Origin of the sequence: Halorhabdus tiamatea SARL4B (assembly GCF_000470655.1) — an archaeon.
GTDB classification, from domain to species: domain Archaea; phylum Halobacteriota; class Halobacteria; order Halobacteriales; family Haloarculaceae; genus Halorhabdus; species Halorhabdus tiamatea.
On sequence record NC_021921.1, the window covers coordinates 664,614 to 681,335 of the forward strand.

General features: G+C 59.0%; 15 protein-coding genes and 1 pseudogene. 7 read left to right on the forward strand and 9 right to left on the reverse strand.

Translation table 11 applies throughout. The features are described 5' to 3' along the window. Positions 1 to 5: 5 nt before the first annotated feature. From hflX to HTIA_RS03495, 3 genes are read right to left on the reverse strand one after another with little or no spacing between them, the layout of a single operon-like run. A complete protein-coding gene (gene hflX, locus HTIA_RS03485) occupies positions 6 to 1,325 on the reverse strand; it encodes a GTPase HflX (RefSeq protein WP_008527825.1) in 1,320 nt (439 codons plus the stop codon). Positions 1,326 to 1,382: 57 nt separating this feature from the next. After that, the gene (locus tag HTIA_RS03490; protein WP_008527824.1) at positions 1,383 to 1,844 is read right to left on the reverse strand and encodes a type II toxin-antitoxin system VapC family toxin; all 462 of its coding nucleotides are present in this window, start codon (positions 1,842 to 1,844) and stop codon (positions 1,383 to 1,385) included. A 3-nt stretch (positions 1,845 to 1,847) separates the two neighbouring features. After that, entirely contained in the window at positions 1,848 to 2,192 is a 345-nt protein-coding gene (locus HTIA_RS03495) for a helix-turn-helix domain-containing protein (RefSeq protein ID WP_008527823.1), read from the reverse strand. A gap of 227 nt (positions 2,193 to 2,419) precedes the next feature. Between HTIA_RS03495 and HTIA_RS03500 the strand changes: the two genes are divergently transcribed. Continuing rightward, the gene (locus tag HTIA_RS03500) at positions 2,420 to 3,091 is read left to right on the forward strand and encodes a ThuA domain-containing protein (RefSeq protein ID WP_008527822.1); all 672 of its coding nucleotides are present in this window, start codon (positions 2,420 to 2,422) and stop codon (positions 3,089 to 3,091) included. Between the two features lie 636 nt (positions 3,092 to 3,727). On the opposite strand, the gene HTIA_RS03505 is transcribed toward HTIA_RS03500, so the two are convergent. From HTIA_RS03505 to HTIA_RS03520, 4 genes are all read right to left on the reverse strand, one after another. Next, positions 3,728 to 4,018: a hypothetical protein gene (locus HTIA_RS03505; protein ID WP_008527821.1), complete on the reverse strand. Its 291-nt coding sequence runs from the start codon at positions 4,016 to 4,018 to the stop codon at positions 3,728 to 3,730. Between the two features lie 484 nt (positions 4,019 to 4,502). Next, positions 4,503 to 5,663, reverse strand: coding sequence for a hypothetical protein (locus HTIA_RS03510; protein WP_008527820.1), 1,161 nt, complete (start codon positions 5,661 to 5,663; stop codon positions 4,503 to 4,505). Positions 5,664 to 5,802: 139 nt separating this feature from the next. Further along, positions 5,803 to 6,258: a hypothetical protein gene (locus tag HTIA_RS03515; protein ID WP_148290922.1), complete on the reverse strand. Its 456-nt coding sequence runs from the start codon at positions 6,256 to 6,258 to the stop codon at positions 5,803 to 5,805. Position 6,259: 1 nt separating this feature from the next. Next, entirely contained in the window at positions 6,260 to 10,840 is a 4,581-nt protein-coding gene (locus HTIA_RS03520) for a VWA domain-containing protein (RefSeq protein WP_079980304.1), read from the reverse strand. A gap of 177 nt (positions 10,841 to 11,017) precedes the next feature. Here HTIA_RS03520 and HTIA_RS16945 point away from each other — a divergent pair. Both HTIA_RS16945 and HTIA_RS17085 read left to right on the forward strand, forming a co-directional pair. Further along, positions 11,018 to 11,134: pseudogene (locus HTIA_RS16945) on the forward strand (dihydropteroate synthase); the annotation flags it as partial. A 66-nt stretch (positions 11,135 to 11,200) separates the two neighbouring features. Further along, positions 11,201 to 11,410: a ThuA domain-containing protein gene (locus HTIA_RS17085; protein ID WP_275040310.1), complete on the forward strand. Its 210-nt coding sequence runs from the start codon at positions 11,201 to 11,203 to the stop codon at positions 11,408 to 11,410. A 10-nt stretch (positions 11,411 to 11,420) separates the two neighbouring features. On the opposite strand, the gene rpiA is transcribed toward HTIA_RS17085, so the two are convergent. Further along, positions 11,421 to 12,107, reverse strand: coding sequence for a ribose-5-phosphate isomerase RpiA (gene rpiA / locus HTIA_RS03530; protein ID WP_008523528.1), 687 nt, complete (start codon positions 12,105 to 12,107; stop codon positions 11,421 to 11,423). Between the two features lie 87 nt (positions 12,108 to 12,194). Here rpiA and rpe point away from each other — a divergent pair, with 87 nt between their 5' ends. Beyond that, complete coding sequence (gene rpe, locus HTIA_RS03535; RefSeq protein ID WP_044950904.1) at positions 12,195 to 12,839, forward strand: ribulose-phosphate 3-epimerase; 645 nt, start codon at positions 12,195 to 12,197, stop codon at positions 12,837 to 12,839. Positions 12,840 to 12,860: 21 nt separating this feature from the next. Here the strand turns inward: rpe and prs are convergent, their stop codons facing one another. Beyond that, positions 12,861 to 13,703 (reverse strand): ribose-phosphate diphosphokinase, encoded by an 843-nt coding sequence (prs, locus tag HTIA_RS03540; protein WP_008523525.1) that lies wholly within the window; start codon positions 13,701 to 13,703, stop codon positions 12,861 to 12,863. 260 nt (positions 13,704 to 13,963) lie between these two features. Between prs and HTIA_RS03545 the strand changes: the two genes are divergently transcribed. The 3 genes from HTIA_RS03545 (at position 13,964) to HTIA_RS03555 (ending at position 16,707) form a co-directional block, all read left to right on the forward strand. After that, a complete protein-coding gene (locus HTIA_RS03545) occupies positions 13,964 to 14,716 on the forward strand; it encodes an HFX_2341 family transcriptional regulator domain-containing protein (protein WP_044950906.1) in 753 nt (250 codons plus the stop codon). Between the two features lie 396 nt (positions 14,717 to 15,112). Continuing rightward, positions 15,113 to 15,799 carry a triose-phosphate isomerase gene (locus HTIA_RS03550; RefSeq protein ID WP_008523523.1) on the forward strand — a complete coding sequence of 229 codons (687 nt, stop codon included), beginning with the start codon at positions 15,113 to 15,115 and terminating at the stop codon, positions 15,797 to 15,799. Positions 15,800 to 15,867: 68 nt separating this feature from the next. Next, positions 15,868 to 16,707 (forward strand): aldo/keto reductase, encoded by an 840-nt coding sequence (locus tag HTIA_RS03555; RefSeq protein WP_008523522.1) that lies wholly within the window; start codon positions 15,868 to 15,870, stop codon positions 16,705 to 16,707. Positions 16,708 to 16,722: the final 15 nt, after the last annotated feature.

The following is a 16,722-nucleotide window of genomic DNA, read 5'->3' on the forward strand; positions in this document are numbered from 1 at the left end:
TTCGGTCAGGACGCCGACTCTGCAGGAACCAGATCACTCGCCTTCGCCCGTGATTGCTCGATGACGGCAGGACGGCCCTCGAACTCGACGACGACCTGCTCGCCGTAATCGACGGTCTCGACGTTGGCGTGATCGTGGATCCAGGAGACGACGCTCATCGCGTCGTCGGTCATCGGGAGGACGAGCCGTTCGCGTTCGAGTTCCGGCAGTGACTCGTCGATCCGCTCGCGGAGCGCGTCGACGTTCTCGCCGGTTTTTGCGCTGACAGCGACGGGATTCGGCGCGAGCGCCGAGAGGGCCTCGCGCTTGCGGTCGAGTTCCGCCGCCTCGACGGTGTCTATCTTGTTGAGGACGGTCAGGATCGGGGCCTCGTTGCGCTCATAGAGCGTGTCGTGGGCGGTGACGAGTTTCTCGCGGATCGACTCGACGGACTCGCCCACGTCGACGACCAGCAGGACGAGGTCGGCCTGATAGACCGAGCCGAGCGTGGACTTGAAGGACTCGACCAGCCAGTGTGGGAGATCTGAGATGAACCCGACCGTGTCGGTCACGAGGACGTCCCGGCGGTCGAAATCGGCCCGGCGAGTCGTGGTCCCGAGCGTCGTGAACAGCCGGTCCTCGGACGCGGCCGTCTCGTCGAGATCGGGGTGGATATCCTCGTTCTCGTCGACGTCCAGATCCTCCGCCAGCCGACGAAGGAGCGTCGACTTCCCGGCGTTGGTGTACCCCGCCAGCGCCACCAGATCGAAGCCCGACTCCCGACGCTGTTCGCGACGGTGTTCGTCGGTCCGCTCGATCTTCTCGAGTTCGTCGCGGATCCGGGCGATCCGGTTTTTGATGTCCTGCTCGCGGCTCTCGTCGTACTCGCCCAGCCCCATGAACCCCGGGTGCTCCTCGCGCCGGGCGAGGCTGGCCTTGGCTTCGGCTCGCGGGAGTTCGTACCGGAGTTCCGCGAGTTCGACCTGGAGCTGGGCTTTTCGCGTCTGGGCGCGCTGGCCGAAGATTTCGAGGATCAGCCGGAACCGATCCAGTAGTCGCACGCCCTCGGGGAACTCGGTGCCGAGGTTGTACGTCTGGTAGGGCCCAAGCTGGTTGTCGAAGATGACGACTGCTGCGTCGCGAGCGCGGAGCTGGTCGGCGATCTCGGCGGCCTTGCCCTCGCCCACGTGGTAGGCTGGGTCCTCGGTTCGGGTCTGGGTGAGCGTCGCCAGGACGTCGTAGCCCGCGGCGTCGGCGAGTCGTTCGATCTCGGTCGTGTCGGCGGAGCCCGCCTCTACCCGCTTGACGACGAGCGCCCCGTCGGTGGGTCGGTCTGTTCCGGTCACTCACTCCGTGCTACGGCCTACCGATATTTAAGTTTGCGTCGATTTTTGGTGGGTGGTTCAAACTCCCTCGCCGGTGTCGTCGGGAACGGCCGTGAACTCAAGCGTTCGGAAGTGATCAGGATCGAACGTGAACACGTGCTCGATATCTCGGTCGGCAGCCAGCACACCGCTCATGTGGTCCGTGAGTGAGATCTCGTGATCGTCGTAGCGCGCAAACGCCTCGCATGTCCGATCGAAGTCCGCCCGGTCCGGCTGGATGACAGTCGTCGGTGACTCACGAACTCGCTCGAGCGCGGCCGTCGCAGCGTCGTGATCCCGATGGCTGAGGATGAGTGTCGCCAGTTCGTCGAGAACGTAGGTCGAAGTATACAGCGGACGATACGCAACCTCCCCGGTGCCGATCGCTTCGAACACCGCCGTGGCGCGGTCGTGGCGCTGTGCCGTCCCCACGAATCGAGCGTAGAACGCACCAGTGTCGATGAATAGCGGCGTTGCGCCGGGATCAACAGTCCGCGACACGTCTCAGCCCTCACTGTAGAGAACGTCGTCGATCTCGGTCTCGTCGACCGGGTCGTCCGGAGATAGCAATGGCTCGCCGCTGAAGAGTGGGTCGTCCGTTGGGAAATCGTGTGCGGACGCGTTGTCGTCCGGGACCCACCACACACGGCTCCGCCCGCCAACCTTTTTGCTCGTGAGGTGGCCACGCTCCGCCAGTTCGTGGAGCCGGTCGAGTACTGTCCGGCGCGAGCAGTTGAGATCGTCCGCGATCTCCGGTGCGGTGAGCGGCTCGCTATCGTCAGCACGATCGCGGAAGACGTCGAGTACGTCCTCGGCGACGACCTCCGGATTCGGTCCTGGTTTCCCCATATCTAACCCTACGCACGTAGGAATCAAAAATCTTTCTCGGCCGGATTGATGCCATGAATTACCGGCAAAGCGGTTTACAGCTGAGCACTATCAATATACACGTGGGTACAGTTAGAATGCAATACTTTCGATAAACACGACTCTCACACGACCGGCGCTCCTTTGTGCGTGCCGACCGACAACTATCGACGAACGATGACTGCACACGATCACGCGGGGGCAGACCGATGACGCAAGACCTCCAGGCGCTCCTGCTCGGCGGGACGGCGTTCCCGTTCCACGATATCGAAGAACTCGGCCCGCACATCGAGGCCGCGCTTTCGGCCGAAGGCATCGACGCCGAGATCACGACCGATCGCGAAGAACTCGCGGTGCTGCCCGACAGCGAATACGACGTCTGCATCGACTACACGACCGACAGCGAGATGACCGACGCCCAGCTGTCGGGGCTACTCGAGTTCGTCGAGCGCGGCGGTGGCTATGCGGGCGTCCACGGCGCGGCGGCGCTCGAGACTACAGTTCCCTCGGACCCCGACGATGTCGTCGGGGAGCGTGAGGAGCCAAACCCCGAACTCGAGGAACTCATCGGCGGGCGATTTATTCGCCATCCCGATCCAGCCGCCTTCGACGTCCGGATCGTCGATTCCCACCACCCGATCACGATCAACCGCGCGGACTTCCAGGCCTACGATGAACCCTACGAGGTCGTCACCGACGACGTCCACGTCCTCGCGCGGATGGACCACCCAGACCTGGGGGACATGCCGGTCGCCTGGGTGAAACCCTACGGCGATGGTCGGTCCTTCTATACCGCGCTCGGACACTTTCGGTCGGCTTTTGAAGGAGAGGCGCGGGCGCTGCTCGGGGCCGGCGTGCGGTGGGCTGGCGGTCGGGCGTGAATCCTAAAGTGTGTCATAGAAACGTTCACAGCTGATTCACTGCGATGCAATCCAGTTCGTAAATGTTGAGATACACAGGGTTACGGAAGACAGTGCAAGATACAGCAGCTTTGTGCAGCACTGTTAGTCATCAGTACTTGAGTGTCATTCAATAGTCTATTTGGTGGCAATTCTCCATCACATTGTCGTTCGTGTTTCACCATCCAGTTTGAATCGATACCGTCTGTACCTAATTCCTCACCTTGGTAAACCGTGATACTCAATTCTGTATCCTCATCACACGGTGATTCTTCGGCCTTGAATGTCAGTAAATGGGGAAATCCTTCGCAGGAAATTCGGTATGGGCCATAATCTCTATTTTCTTCGACAGTCCCTATCTGTTTTCTACATACTTCCGTTCCTGCACGCGAAAACCCTACAATATGAACAGCGTGGAACGTATTCCATTGATCAGACTCACCAGTAGCGCTCATATATATAGTTATTTCTAGTTGATAGCTGTCATCAGTATGCTCTTTCAACTCTGTGGCCCGGAATCCCAACTTACGCTTCCGTGGATAATCTCCTGGACATCCGCTGAGTAAACCCATTCCGCTAACAGCGAATGCTCCCAATATATTCCGGCGGGATATTTGCTTAGTCATCGATTGATGGAACGTCTTTGAGATCTACCGTAGTCAACTCTTCAATACTATATGCTAACCGTCTTCCCATCATCGCTGCACTATACCCATCTGTCATTATACTCCATTCTGGCTCGTCAAACCCAGATATGTATTCCGGCGTCTCGTCTTCTCCTCCACCGACGAGTTTGACACCAGCGATCGACCCATTGACACAGTCACTCCCGCTGTAACACTCGGCAATGTGCCCGTCGCCTTTGTCGTGGAGCCAGCCGATACTTAGAGCGTGCCCCAACTCGTGCATTACCTCGGATTGCATGACGTGGAAATGCTGATTTTCTCACTCACATCCCATGTCTACTATTGTCCAATTCGATTTATTATCGTTTTCACCTTGATACTGAAGGATTTCAATAACAGTATCATCTTCACATATATTTTCACCCACATTGAAAGTGATACTGTCTGGCCAGCTTTCACACCGTAATATCGAAGTGAACTCTTGACTTTCAGTCAACGTTCCGAGAGACTGCGAACACAATTTTGTCTGGTCCTCTGTTCGTCCAACGAGAGAAACCCCTGTGAATTGAGCCCAACTCTCCGCGCCTTGAAGACTGACCGATATTTCTACCTCGAATCTGTGCCCTCCATTTGAATATGAGTGATTGATACGATTGAACCCGAGATATCTATCACATGTCCCGGTATCATCAACCGATATACAACCGGACATATTCAAAAGGCCCAGTGTCGTCCCTGTCACGATAAATCTCCGTCTCGATATCCCGTCAGTCATCTGTTGATGGGATATCATCTGTATCGATTGAAATTAATTCTTCCAAGCTATAGACCAGTCGATTGTTGCTGTACTCATTTGCTCGATATCCTCGTGTCATTATACTCCACCGAATATCGCCAATTCCAATCTCTTCCGGCGTCTCGTCTTCTCCTCCACCGACGAGTTTGACGCCAGCGATCGACCCTTTGACACAGTCACTCCCGCTGTAACACTCGGCGATATGTCCGTCACCTTTGTCGTCGAGCCAACCGATAGATAGCGCATGTCCAAGTTCATGCATGAGTAATTTTTTCGCCTCGCTGAATGATGAAGTCTCGTTATCGAAAACGACCGTCCCGTATGGAACACGGCCCGTCGTTTCCAGCGCGGCCACCTGGCCAGGCGAGCCAGTATGTCCTTCTAACCCAATTACGTTGCCAGGGATGAATTTATCGTGAGGGAGATATTCCGGCTCGTCAGACCCATATTCGTTAGCGTAGAGCAGGTGTAGCTTGCTATCATCGTCGTGATATTCGTTCTCGATTACCGAAAGTTCCTTCACGTTCAAACTATCCGGTGTGACGTAGATCGGAACTGGAACCGTTATTGTACTCCCTGGGAATAGCAGTTTCCGTTCATGGCCTTTGACGAGGTCTTGAAGGTCACTCTTTTCGATCGAGTCGCTATTGCTCTCATCGAACGTCACATTGATTCCATACAGGGCTAGATTCTTTTTTGTCGAAGAGAGTACCGTTTCGCCGCCACGGCGAATTTGGGACGGGTTGTGGCCTGTTAGCCAATCGACTTCGATTTCGAGCGACGTTTTCTCGTCCAATTGTTCCGGATTAGGGTCAGTTGGATCCGAATCCCAGTGTAGCTCTCCGAGATGAACGTTCGAATGCCGCTTTACGGAAGAGCCGGGAGAATTGTCGAGATACGCTCCGGGGTCCTCGGGGTGAACTACGTGCACACCAACCTGCTCGTCGACGCGTTCGTCAGCACCGCTAACGCCATTGCCTGACTGCAAATTCTCTCGGTAGAGGATCACGTTGTCCGAATACCCGACACCGTGAACACCGATCCAGCCGTCCCAGTAGCCGTCGCCGTCCGTATCTAGGTTCAGCGGATCGATCTGTTTCGACACCTTCTCATCTACAGATACGGTTGTCATCTGAAGTTCGGGAACCGGGTAATATGCCGGAGTTCCTGACCGTCGGTCAGGCAGTCGTCATATATAGATTCAGGCCAGTCCCTTCCGAGAGGTCTCCTCTTTTGATGCCCATGTATGGTTCTTAAATATGAGACGGAAATCAGCACTCTTTGTGAATTTGAACAAATGGTTCGTAGCTTCCGTTTGCCCGTTGAAGGCCTTTTATCCAGTATTCCGCATCGGGATTCTCTTCTTCGAGGGTTCCAATCTCGAGACGAATACGCTCAGGAATATTGTTAAGTTGGATAGTTCTTGTTTCATTCCAATTTCCAGAGAACGTCCCCAGATGAGTCCGTCGAAAAACGGTTCCGTTTATGTCTTCGTATTCGATTACAACGTTATGGAACGTTGCTACGGAGTGGCCAGAGCTAACAACCTCGATCTCTAGTTCGACACCTCCATCCTGGAGAGCGGTTTCTTCATACACCCAAGCCTCCAGCTCCCACGATGCTTGGCTGAGTCCTATCGGACACATAGAGACGGAAGATAGTAACGTCAATCCCCCTATTAACAGGATGATGATCACCACTAGCACGAGGAGGATCTTCTTTACCATGTTACTCATTCTGGCTATCGATATTCTCGAATTCGATTGTAAATAGCTCTTCAATGCTGAAAGCAATATAATCTCCGTTCATCGGTCGATTGGTGACTGGCCGATTCCAGCCACTGCTCATCACGCTCCACTCATACTGGTTTGGCCCAGAAAAGCCGACATCTTCTTTCGTCTGATCATCATCGTTCCCACTGTAGACTTCGTCAGGTACGACGCCAGTTCCATAGCGTGAGCTGTCGTCGTTTCTACCGGCACCGATCAGGTGGCCGATTTCGTGAACGATCGTCTTTTGATACGCAATGGGCTTTGGGTCGTTTTGATGGTCCTTCGTGAACACGAGCGTGCCGAATCCAAACCCGTGAACGTGGCCCAGTACCCAGTCCGATCCGTCCGAGGAAGCAACGCCGTCGACACCGTCCCAGCTTGGCAGGACGTTGTAATGATTGTCAGCACCTTTTGTCGTAATGAACATGTACGCACGCGATTCGTTATCGTGGTGCTCTTGCTCGATCCATTTTGCTTCTGGGTAGGTCGTTGGTGGAGTAAACTCGTCTTCGGTCTCTACGCAGACTTCGGGGCCGTGTTTTTGATAGCATTTTGTCTTTTTCTCGGTCAAATCACTATCATTGAGGGGGTCCCCGTCCAAATGCAAATTTGCGTTTATGCCGTATAGTGCATAGTTCTGTTCCACGCCACTATGTGCTTGGAGGGCTCTGGAATCAGCGTTGGCGTATCGATCCACCTCAACATCGAGTGATGGATCCGGTTTCACAGAGTCGTCATTCGGGTCTGCGGTCTGACTCGGATCGAAGCTATCCCAGTGTAGCTCTCCGAGATGAACGTTCGAATGCCGCTTTACGGAAGAGCCGGGAGAATTGTCGAGATACGCTCCGGGGTCCTCGGGGTGAACTACGTGCACACCAACCTGCTCGTCGACGCGTTCGTCAGCACCGCTAACGCCATTGCCTGACTGCAAATTCTCCCGGTAGAGGATGACGTTATCCGAATAGTCGACATCGTAGACGCCGATCCAGCCGTCCCAGTAGCCGTCGCCGTCTGTGTCTGGATTCAGTGGAACAGTCGGTTCTTCTAGTATGTTCGCCTCTCTAACGTTGAAATATGTGAACGATGCTATACCACCGGTAGTCCCTTGGGTGGCTTTCGTGATCCCTTTCAGTTCTTGTCCATCGGTCAACCCATCGTCGTCAAAGTCGGGATCCCATGGGTCCGTTCCCTCCTCCAATTCACGAGTGTTTGACAGCCAGGTGTCCGTCCGCTTGGTTCCATCCAGAGCAGTGAACGTGATCCGATTGAACAGTTCGCGACTACGCGAAGCGTAGTTCCAGTCAAGCGAGTCGTCAGTGACGAAATCAAAATCACTCGTCGCATCGTTCAACCCGCTTGGCCCGACCGTAATTTCTTCTGTCGCTAATTGTTCTGGAATGCCGAGAGCGTCTGCACCGAATCGGAATCGAAAAACCTCTCCATCTGCTTCGATCAGTTCGATCATTTCGGCTTGCTCTGCAGTAATCCCGTACGTCACGGGCTCGCGCGGATCCGTATGCGTGTATTCCTTCTCCTCGGTATCATTCAGTCCGTCGCCGTCCGTATCTTTCAGCATGGGGTTGGACGTGACGGTGATATTGGCGTCCGGATTCTCATCGACACTGCCAGCCCACCGGTAGGGCTGGCCGCTCTCGTTGATCACCGAGATGTTCCAGCCGTCGGCCTTCGAGTTGTTCTCCAGAGAGACTTCCTCGTGATCTTCGAGGCCATCACCGTCCGAATCGGCGCGCGTCGGATTGGATCGCAGTTCGAAGTACGAGACGATGTACTCGTGCTCGAGGTCGTTGACGACGAAGTCGATCGGGTACTCTCGGTATTCCTTGGCCTCTTCGCCGTCCGTGAGCTCGTCGCCATCAGTGTGCTTGTCGGTTGCGTTGGTCGGAAGCCGGCGGAGGTCCGAGCCAGTGTGACCAATCGGCAGTCCGTTTTCTTCGAGGACGTCCGGCAGTCCGTCGCCGTCGGTGTCTTTCGGTTCGACCTCTTCGGCGACACGCGAGAAGACGTTCGGCAAGTCCGAGGCGTCCTCGACGTAATTGTACGTCCCATTGGTGATCGATGCGATATCCGAGAGTTTGTTTCCATCCGCTCCCCCGAACCCGATCGTGTGGATCGTGATATTCCGGTCGGCGGCTGTCCGTGCCTGAGCCCGGCCGCCCGAGCCCTGGCCGTCAGTCAATAGGATCGCAACCTTTGCGCGAGAGTTGTTGCTCGCACTCGCGAAGTGCTGGTTTGCCCGCGCGACACCGCTGCCGATGTCCGTCCCGCCACTCGCGTCCAGACTCTCGATCGTGACGTTGACCGCGCCGAAGTCCGTCGTCAACTCCTGAGCGACGTGGGCAGTGTGATCGAAGTCCACCACGCCCGCCCGGTCGCCCGGAATGAGCGCGCCGACGAACTCTTTGGCTGCTTGCTTCCGGAATTCCTGAGGATCGTTTCCGCCCATCGAGCCCGAGGAGTCGATGATGAACTGGACGTCCACGGACTGGATCGAATCGTCCCCGCTCGATCCGTCTGACCCGTTCGACGGCACCTCGGCGGTGACATCATCTGCCCAGTTCGAAATCGAGAAGACGGCGAACGTCGAGAAGTGTTCGGTCTGGGCTGTCACCGTGTTGTTCTCGGCGTCGATCGTCGAGTTGATCGGGACGTAGAGTTGCTTCTCGGGGTCGTAGGTGACGACTGCCAGATCTGACTCGTTGCTCGCAGCGGGAAGAGAATCGTCGTATGAGATGGTGACGTTCGCCGACTCGAACTCGCGCGTGGATTCGATCTCGACGATCTCCGAGACGCTTATGTTCGCAACGCGATCGCCTTCGGCGAAGCGTTCAGTATCCTCGCCAACAGTCACGCCACCAGCTACGTTCCCCTGACCAGTCAACTCGATGTCGACGCCCAGACTCTCGTTGCCTGTCGTCGTCGTGTAGGTCTCGTTGCCATCCTCTACGCCGTCATCGTCGGTATCGGGATCGAGCGGGTCCGTGTTGAACGGGTCGGTCGGTTCGACGCCATCGTCGAGGCCGTCGTCGTCAGTGTCGGCCTGCCACGGATCCGTCCCGTTAGCGAGTTCCTGGGGATCGGTCAGCCCGTCACCGTCGATGTCGGCATACTGTGGCGAAGTCTCCGCTTCGTACTCCTCTGCGTTGGTTAACCCGTCTCCGTCGAGGTCTTCCGCACCATCGGATGTACCGTCATCGTCTGTGTCGGCGTCGAGTGGGTCCGTCCCGATCACGAACTCCTCGAAGCCATCAGGTAGATCGTCACCGTCTGTATCAGCTTCGAGTGGATCCGTCCCGAGTTCCCGTTCTCGGATCGTCGACAACCCATCACCGTCGAAGTCCTCGTGGCCGTCGATCGTGCCGTTGTCGGCCTCGTTCACCTCGGTCGACGGTGCGTCACTGTCAGGATCCAGCGGATCAGTGCCCGTCACATTCTCCTCGTAGGTATCGGGCAGGCCATCACCGTCCAGGCGAAGCACCACCGTGCTCGTCTGGCTCTGCCCGGATGAGACGCCACCGTTGCCGTTGTTGCCCTTCTTTTTGCCCTTCTGCTTGGATTTCTGCTTGCCGTTGTTCGACTGTTGGTTGTCAGTACTCTCGACGACCGCAATTTCGATCGTATTCACACGCTCGGTGAGATTGATCGTTTTCACGAACGTGCCGTTGGCGTAGCCACGGCGAAGCGGAAGGTCGACTGTCCGATCATCGTTGATCGTCGCAGTGACGTTCACCGCGTCCAATCCGGTGGGATCCGAAACGTGCCCCACAAGCGTATAGCCAGCTCGTTCGCTCCCGTTACGGATCGGATCCGTCCGCCGTGTCAACGACACCTCCGGGCCGACCTCGCCATCGATCATTCGCAAGGCAGTGTGAGCCTGGTTGACCGCCGAGCCGTACGTTCGGACGGCCCGTGCCGTTGTACGAATCGACTGCGCTCCCGATTGCTCGCCAGCGCGATCGCGGATCCGCTCGGCGCGGGCGAGTTGCCACCGAGCATTGTCGATGTGCGCCTCAGCACTATGTTTCATTCCCGAGCCGAGGTCCGCCTCAGTCGCCGTGAATGCAGATTCAGCATCACGGATGACTTGTCTGGAAGACTGGTTATCCGCCCGCGTCACCAACTCGACGATCTGGTCGAGTCGCTTGCTCTGATTCGTCCCGGCGAAGTCAGTCAGCGCGCGGAGTACTTCCGCATCGCGAATGAACGCGTGCTGGTCGTCGACGCGTATCGGATCCTGGTAATACGAAAAGGAATCGTTCAGTCGCGAGCGAGCCCGTTCCTTAGCCGACTCGAGTTGGTTCGACGAGGCCGAGAAGTTCTCGATTCGCTCCATGGCCTGGGCTTTCAGTATCACCGGCGGCCCGTCCATGGATACTTCAGAAACCGGATCAGCCGCCGCTGTATTCCCCGCGGTTTCGGAAACCGTCTCGGCAGACACCGTTCCCGCCGGCAACATCGAGACAATCATAAGAACCGATGCGATCACCGCGAACAATCTCCGCCGCCCACTTGCGGACATGTTTTCCGCAATTACGTACCAATTTAATATACGTTTCGGTAGTAAACTACACCGATATAACAGGAGTGAATTTCAATTGAAATTGAGTAGATTGGTCGGTATTCAACGACACCCTCCGATCAAACCGCCTTCGCCGGGGACCAACCGTTTTTGCCCGTCCCGGTCGTCGCTCTCACTATGCACAACGTGGACGCCGCAGGGCTCGGGATCGGCGACGATCACCCGCCCCGGATCATGGGCGTGCTCAACGTGAGTCGTGAGTCGCCGTACGATCCCAGCGTCTTCGCCGACCCCGACAACATCGTCGGGGAGCGCAAGGAGCCAAGCCCCGAACTCGAGGAACTCATCGGCGGGCGATTTATCCAGCATCCCGAGCCGGAGGTCTTCAACGTCCGCGTCCTCGCGCGGATGGACCACCCAGACCTGGGGGACATGCCGGTCGCCTGGGTGAAACCCTACGGCGATGGTCGGTCCTTCTATACCGCGCTCGGACACTTTCGGTCGGCTTTTGAAGGAGAGGCGCGGGCGCTGCTCGGGGCTGGTGTGCGGTGGGCTGGCGGTCGGGCGTGAATCAATCAGTTCAGTACTCGAAGACGGTCACGCCGTCTTCAGTCCCCATGTGAACGGCGTCAGCGTAGCCGGGGAAGATCCCGTGTTCGACCACGCTGGGGATCGTCGCGATCTCCGTCGCGAGGGCTTCGGGATCGTCAATCGCGCCAAAGTCGGCATCGAAGAGGAGATTCCCGTTGTCGGTGACGACCGGGCCGCTCTTGCGCTGTGCCCACCGGAGTTCGGGCTCGCCGCCCATCTCGCGGATCGCGTTGGCGACCGTCGTCCGGGCGTCGGGGAGGACTTCCACGGGAACCACAGTGTCCAGCACGTCGGTTTCCTTGGTCGGATCGGCGACGATCTGGAGGCTGTCGGTCGCACTGGCGACGATCTTCTCGCGGGCGTGGGCCGCGCCGCCGCCCTTGATCAGATCCGGGCCGGCGAACTGGTCCGCGCCGTCGATCGTGACGTCGATGTGGCCGTCGGTCTCGTCCAGCGTCGTGAGGTCGATCCCCTTCTCGATGGCGATCTCCCGGGCCTGAAAGGAGGTCGTCACGCCGACGATATCGAGCCCCTCCTCGACCCGATCGCCGAGGATGCGGATGGCGTGCTCGGCTGTGGAACCGCTGCCGAGGCCGACGACGTCGCCGTCGGAGACGGCTTCGACCGCACTCTCGCTCGCCCGCCGCTTCGCCGCGTCGCGCGTTTGCTCGTCCATGTCCCACGGATCGCCGCCGGGGAGGAAATACCCTGCCCTTCGTCGGCGGTAGACACCGTTATGGGACTCGGTCCGAAACCGGAAAACATGGCGCGCATCGCACCGTCGATCCTCGCGGCGGACTTCGCGGATCTCTACGGCGATGTCCGAGAAGTCGAGTCGGCCGAGATCCTCCATCTCGACGTCATGGACGGCCACTTCGTGCCGAACATCTCCTTTGGCCCGCCGGTGATCGACTCCCTCCGGGACCGGACCGATCTCTACTTCGATACGCACCTGATGATCGAACACCCGGGCGAGTACGTCGGGGCGTTTCAGGACGCCGGCGCGGATCGACTCACCGTCCACGTCGAAAGCGAGGACGATCCGGGAGACGTCATTGAAGCTATCCACGACCACGGCATGGACGCCGGGATCGCTCTCAATCCAGACACCGACGTCGAGGCGGTCGAGCGGTATCTCGACGACGTCGAGGTCGTCCTCGTGATGAGCGTCCAACCGGGCTTCGGCGGCCAGTCGTTCATGCCGAAGACGCTCGACCGAATCGAAAAGCTCGACGCGATGGGAGCCGCCGAGATCGAAGTCGACGGCGGCGTGAACAGTGAGACAGGGGCCAAGTGTGTCGAGCGCGGGGCGGAGACACTCGTCATCGGGTCGTCGCTGTTCGGCCAGCCGGACGTGGCACGGGCGCTCGCGGATCTCCGAGAGAGTATCGGTATCAAGGACGAGTAGCGATCGGAGAATCAGCGACGGCTACAGCACGTCGGCGATCGGCGGCGCGGCGCTGACGCGGCTGATCGACCGGTCGATCGTGTCGGTCGCGTACAGCGACTTCACGCCGGCCCGGGAGAGTTTGCTCAGGGCGTTGTCGACCAACAGCGGGTGGACGCAGGAGACGTAGACGCGGTCGGTGTCCTGCTTGCTGATGAGGCGGACGGCCTCGCTCATCGTCCCGCCCGTCGCGATCATGTCGTCGACGAGAACGACGTCGCGGCCGGTGAAGTCCTTGTCGTCGGCACGCATCTCCACCTCGGTCGCGGAGTGACGGATCTTCTCGAAGTTGTCCACGACTCCCTCGCCGTAGGTCTCCTGGACGGACTCGGCGAGCCACACCGCGTCCTCGTCGGGGCCGAGGAAGACGGGATCGGAGAGGTCATCGGGCAACGGCTCGGCGAGTTGGGGGGCCGCGTCGATCGGTTCGGCGGGGACGTCGAAGTAATCAAGCACCGACACGTTGTGCGGGTTGACCGAGTAGACGCGGTCTGTGCTCGGGCTGAGTGCCTTCGCGATCGCCCGCACCGAGACGGCTTCCCCGGGGTTGAACAGTTTATCCTGGCGGGAGTACCCCATGTAGCCGATGACCGTGACGATGTCGTCGGGGTCGCGCTGGACGGCCCGCTCCTGAAGTTCCAGGAGTTCGAGGTGGGCCTGACTCGACGTCGTCGAGCCGACGATGACGACCCGTTCGTCCGCACCGACGGTGACGTCTTCGGCCGCCTCGACGCTCCCGTCGTAGGCCAGATCGACCAGTGGCTCTCCCAGAATGTTCGAGACTTCCATCGCGATAGGCTGGGCAGTCGACGTCCCCGTGATCATGTATGCCTCCCTTCGACGGAGGTGAATAAGACACTTCGGTCTTCGCCCGCGTGAGAGATCCCGGTGTCCAGTCGGGAGAGCAACGAGCCCTGGCCACACAGTTTGGCCAGCGCGATCAGTTTCCCCGCACACGTGGTCAGGCAACAGTCGAAAGACTCGCTTGACCTCTCTGAGCATGCACATCACCAGGACGGACGCCAATGAGAGAGCGGTCGCCGACGACCGAAACGTTCCTGACAGTTGGCGTTGGGGTCTACGACATGCAACCCATCGATGAAGTCCACGTCGTGCCGCTGGGGTACGAGCACGACCGGATCCTCTCGCCGATTCGCAAACACGACGCCGACGTCGTCTATCTGCTCACAGAACAGACTCACGACCGGAACCTGACGCCCTATCAGGAAGTGCTCGTCGAGGAACTCGAATCCGACAGTCGCACCGTCGGGTTTCGAGAGGTCGACCTCGGCGACATCTACGACGTCCTCGCGGTCGTGACGACCCTCGCCGCCGAACACGCCGAGGATGTCGTCCGCGTCAACGTCTCCAGCGGTGGGAAACTCGCCGCCATCGGGGGTGCGATCGCCTGCATGGCGACTGATGCGACCGCCTATTACGTCCACGTCGAGGAACACGTACCGGACCTCGAATCCAACCCACGAACGCGAGGGTTCGAGGAGGCCGAGGTCCTCCCGTCGTATCCGATCGAAGCCGTCTCCTACGATCAGGTCGCGATCCTCGATTACCTGGCCGAGACGAACACCGACGCCTACACGGCGAAGAAGTCGGACCTGATCGAATTCGCCGAAACCGCCGAGCTATCCTTTATGACCGAAGCCGATCCGGCCAACGACAAGGCCAAGTTCGCGCTGTTGAACGCCAACGTCGTCGATCCGCTCGAATCTGACGGCTACATCGCGGTCGAGACAGTCGGCCGCCAGAAACAGATCGAACTCACGGAAACCGGCTGGAACGTCCTCCACGCCTTTCGGCACAAATTGCAGGACGGTCGCTGACTGCGCCGAGAGCAACGCTGTCTCGACGCCGTCGATAGTCTCGGTAGCAAAGAGACCACGAAATACTAAATTAGGAAAGATAGTAACGGTACTATTGATAGTAACGATAGTACGTCGACAGAATATACCAGCGTCCCAGGTATAGCCAGAGTTGCGCAGGATGGCGGGGTGTGGAAAGCCCTGACGCGTTCCGCCCCTCCCCTGCCCACTTCGGCCCTCCCGAGCCCGTCCCGCCACCCTGTGCATCGAGACGATCCCTTTCGATGGCCGCATACGTCGACAGCGAATCCGTACACGAAGGCCGAACGGTTTCGTCGTGAGCCGTGCATCGCAACCGCTAGGTGGAACAGATCATCAGCACGGCCTTTTTGTCCGGAAGCCGAGTAGTCCCCGCCAATGAGTCTGTCGTATCCACACTTCCAGATCAATTTCAAGATCTACCCGGAGACGTGGGGCGAGGGCGGACTCGCGCTCGCGGAGACGATCGAACGCGTGGGCCAAGAGACCGGCGCGAACTTCGTCGTGACGCCCCAGATCCCCGACGTGCGATTGATCGCCCGTGAGACCGACCTGCCAGTCTTCGCGCCGGCCGTCGATCCGGTCGAGCCGGGTCGCGGAATGGGCACACTCCTTCCGGAAGCACTCACAGCAGCCGGGGCGGTTGGCGCAATCATCAACCACGCCGAGAATCGTGATACCCTGGCCGACATCGAAACCAAAATCGACCGGTGTGAGGGGGTCGGGCTGGAGTCGGTCGTCTGCGTCGATAGCGTCGAGATGGGACGAGCCGTCGCAGCGTTCGAACCCGACCAGTTGCTCTTCGAACGCCCGGGCGACATCGCAACCGACCGGGCGATCAGTCGAAGCCACCCTGATCGTATCGAGGCGTTCCTCGAGATGCGTGACGCGGTGGCTCCGGAGACAAAGGTCCGCGTCGGCGGCGGCGTCTCGACCGCCGAGGACGTCCGGCTGGCCTTCGAACTCGGCGTGGCCGCGACCGGTGCTGCGTCGGCGATCGCGACAGCGAAAGACCCCGAAGGCCGGCTCCGGGCGATCGGCGAGGTGCTCGCCGACCGCGACTGACGGGCGCGGTCGCGGGACGCGTCGAGCGAGGAGGTTAAAACTCGGGACGCCGAATATCTACATGAATCATGACTGTCCCAACAACGCGACTCCCGAGTGGCGACGAACTTCCCGTCGTCGGGAAAGGAACCTACGAACTCGAAGGCGAGACCGTCCAGGAGCCAGTCGAGACGGCGCTGGACGTCGGATACACCCACGTCGACACCGCCGAGGGGTACATGAACGAGCCGGCCCTCGGCGAAGTGTTGGCCGAGCACGACCGCGAGGAGGTGTTCCTGACCTCGAAGGTACTCGCAAAGCACCTCAATTACGAGTCGGTGATCGAGAGCGCAAAGCAGACGCTTTCCGACCTCGGGACCGACTATCTCGACCTCTATCTGATCCACTGGCCCAATCCCGCGATCTCGGTGCGTGAGACGATGGACGCGATGGCGACGCTCAAAGAACAGGGACTCGTCCGGAACGTCGGCGTCTCGAACTTCGACACCTACCAGCTGAGTGCGGCGATGCACGTCAGCGACGTCGCGATCGCCGTCAACCAGATCGAGTTCCACCCCTATCTCCAGCGACCGGACCTGCTCGAGTACTGCCGGGAACACGACATCACCGTCGAGGCCGCCGCGCCGCTGGCCCGGACCAAAGTCCTCGACGACCCTGTCATCGAGGAACTCGCCGAGAAATACGACCGCACGCCCGCCCAGATCGTCCTCCGGTGGGCCACCGAGAAGGACGTCGTCGTGCTGCCGCGCTCGACGTCCCGGGAGCACATCGAACAGAACGTCGATCTGTTCGAGTTCGAACTCGACGAGCCAGACCACGCCCGCATCGACGACCTCGACCGCGACGAGGCCGTCTACGACACCCGGACGCGCGAGTGGGACGACGACGTCTGGGGCATGGCCGAATAGACGCGCCGACCGCCA

Coding starts and splice junctions, on each gene's coding strand:
- HTIA_RS03495 (WP_008527823.1), bottom strand. CDS start 2,192: ATGGGGAAACCAGGACCGAATCCGGAGGTCGTCGCCGAGGACGTACTC.
- HTIA_RS03500 (WP_008527822.1), top strand. CDS start 2,420: ATGACGCAAGACCTCCAGGCGCTCCTGCTCGGCGGGACGGCGTTCCCG.
- HTIA_RS03505 (WP_008527821.1), bottom strand. CDS start 4,018: ATGCACGAGTTGGGGCACGCTCTAAGTATCGGCTGGCTCCACGACAAA.
- HTIA_RS03510 (WP_008527820.1), bottom strand. CDS start 5,663: ATGACAACCGTATCTGTAGATGAGAAGGTGTCGAAACAGATCGATCCG.
- HTIA_RS03515 (WP_148290922.1), bottom strand. CDS start 6,258: ATGGTAAAGAAGATCCTCCTCGTGCTAGTGGTGATCATCATCCTGTTA.
- HTIA_RS03520 (WP_079980304.1), bottom strand. CDS start 10,840: ATGTCCGCAAGTGGGCGGCGGAGATTGTTCGCGGTGATCGCATCGGTT.
- rpiA (WP_008523528.1), bottom strand. CDS start 12,107: ATGGACGAGCAAACGCGCGACGCGGCGAAGCGGCGGGCGAGCGAGAGT.
- rpe (WP_044950904.1), top strand. CDS start 12,195: ATGGCGCGCATCGCACCGTCGATCCTCGCGGCGGACTTCGCGGATCTC.
- prs (WP_008523525.1), bottom strand. CDS start 13,703: ATGATCACGGGGACGTCGACTGCCCAGCCTATCGCGATGGAAGTCTCG.
- HTIA_RS03545 (WP_044950906.1), top strand. CDS start 13,964: ATGCAACCCATCGATGAAGTCCACGTCGTGCCGCTGGGGTACGAGCAC.
- HTIA_RS03550 (WP_008523523.1), top strand. CDS start 15,113: ATGAGTCTGTCGTATCCACACTTCCAGATCAATTTCAAGATCTACCCG.
- HTIA_RS03555 (WP_008523522.1), top strand. CDS start 15,868: ATGACTGTCCCAACAACGCGACTCCCGAGTGGCGACGAACTTCCCGTC.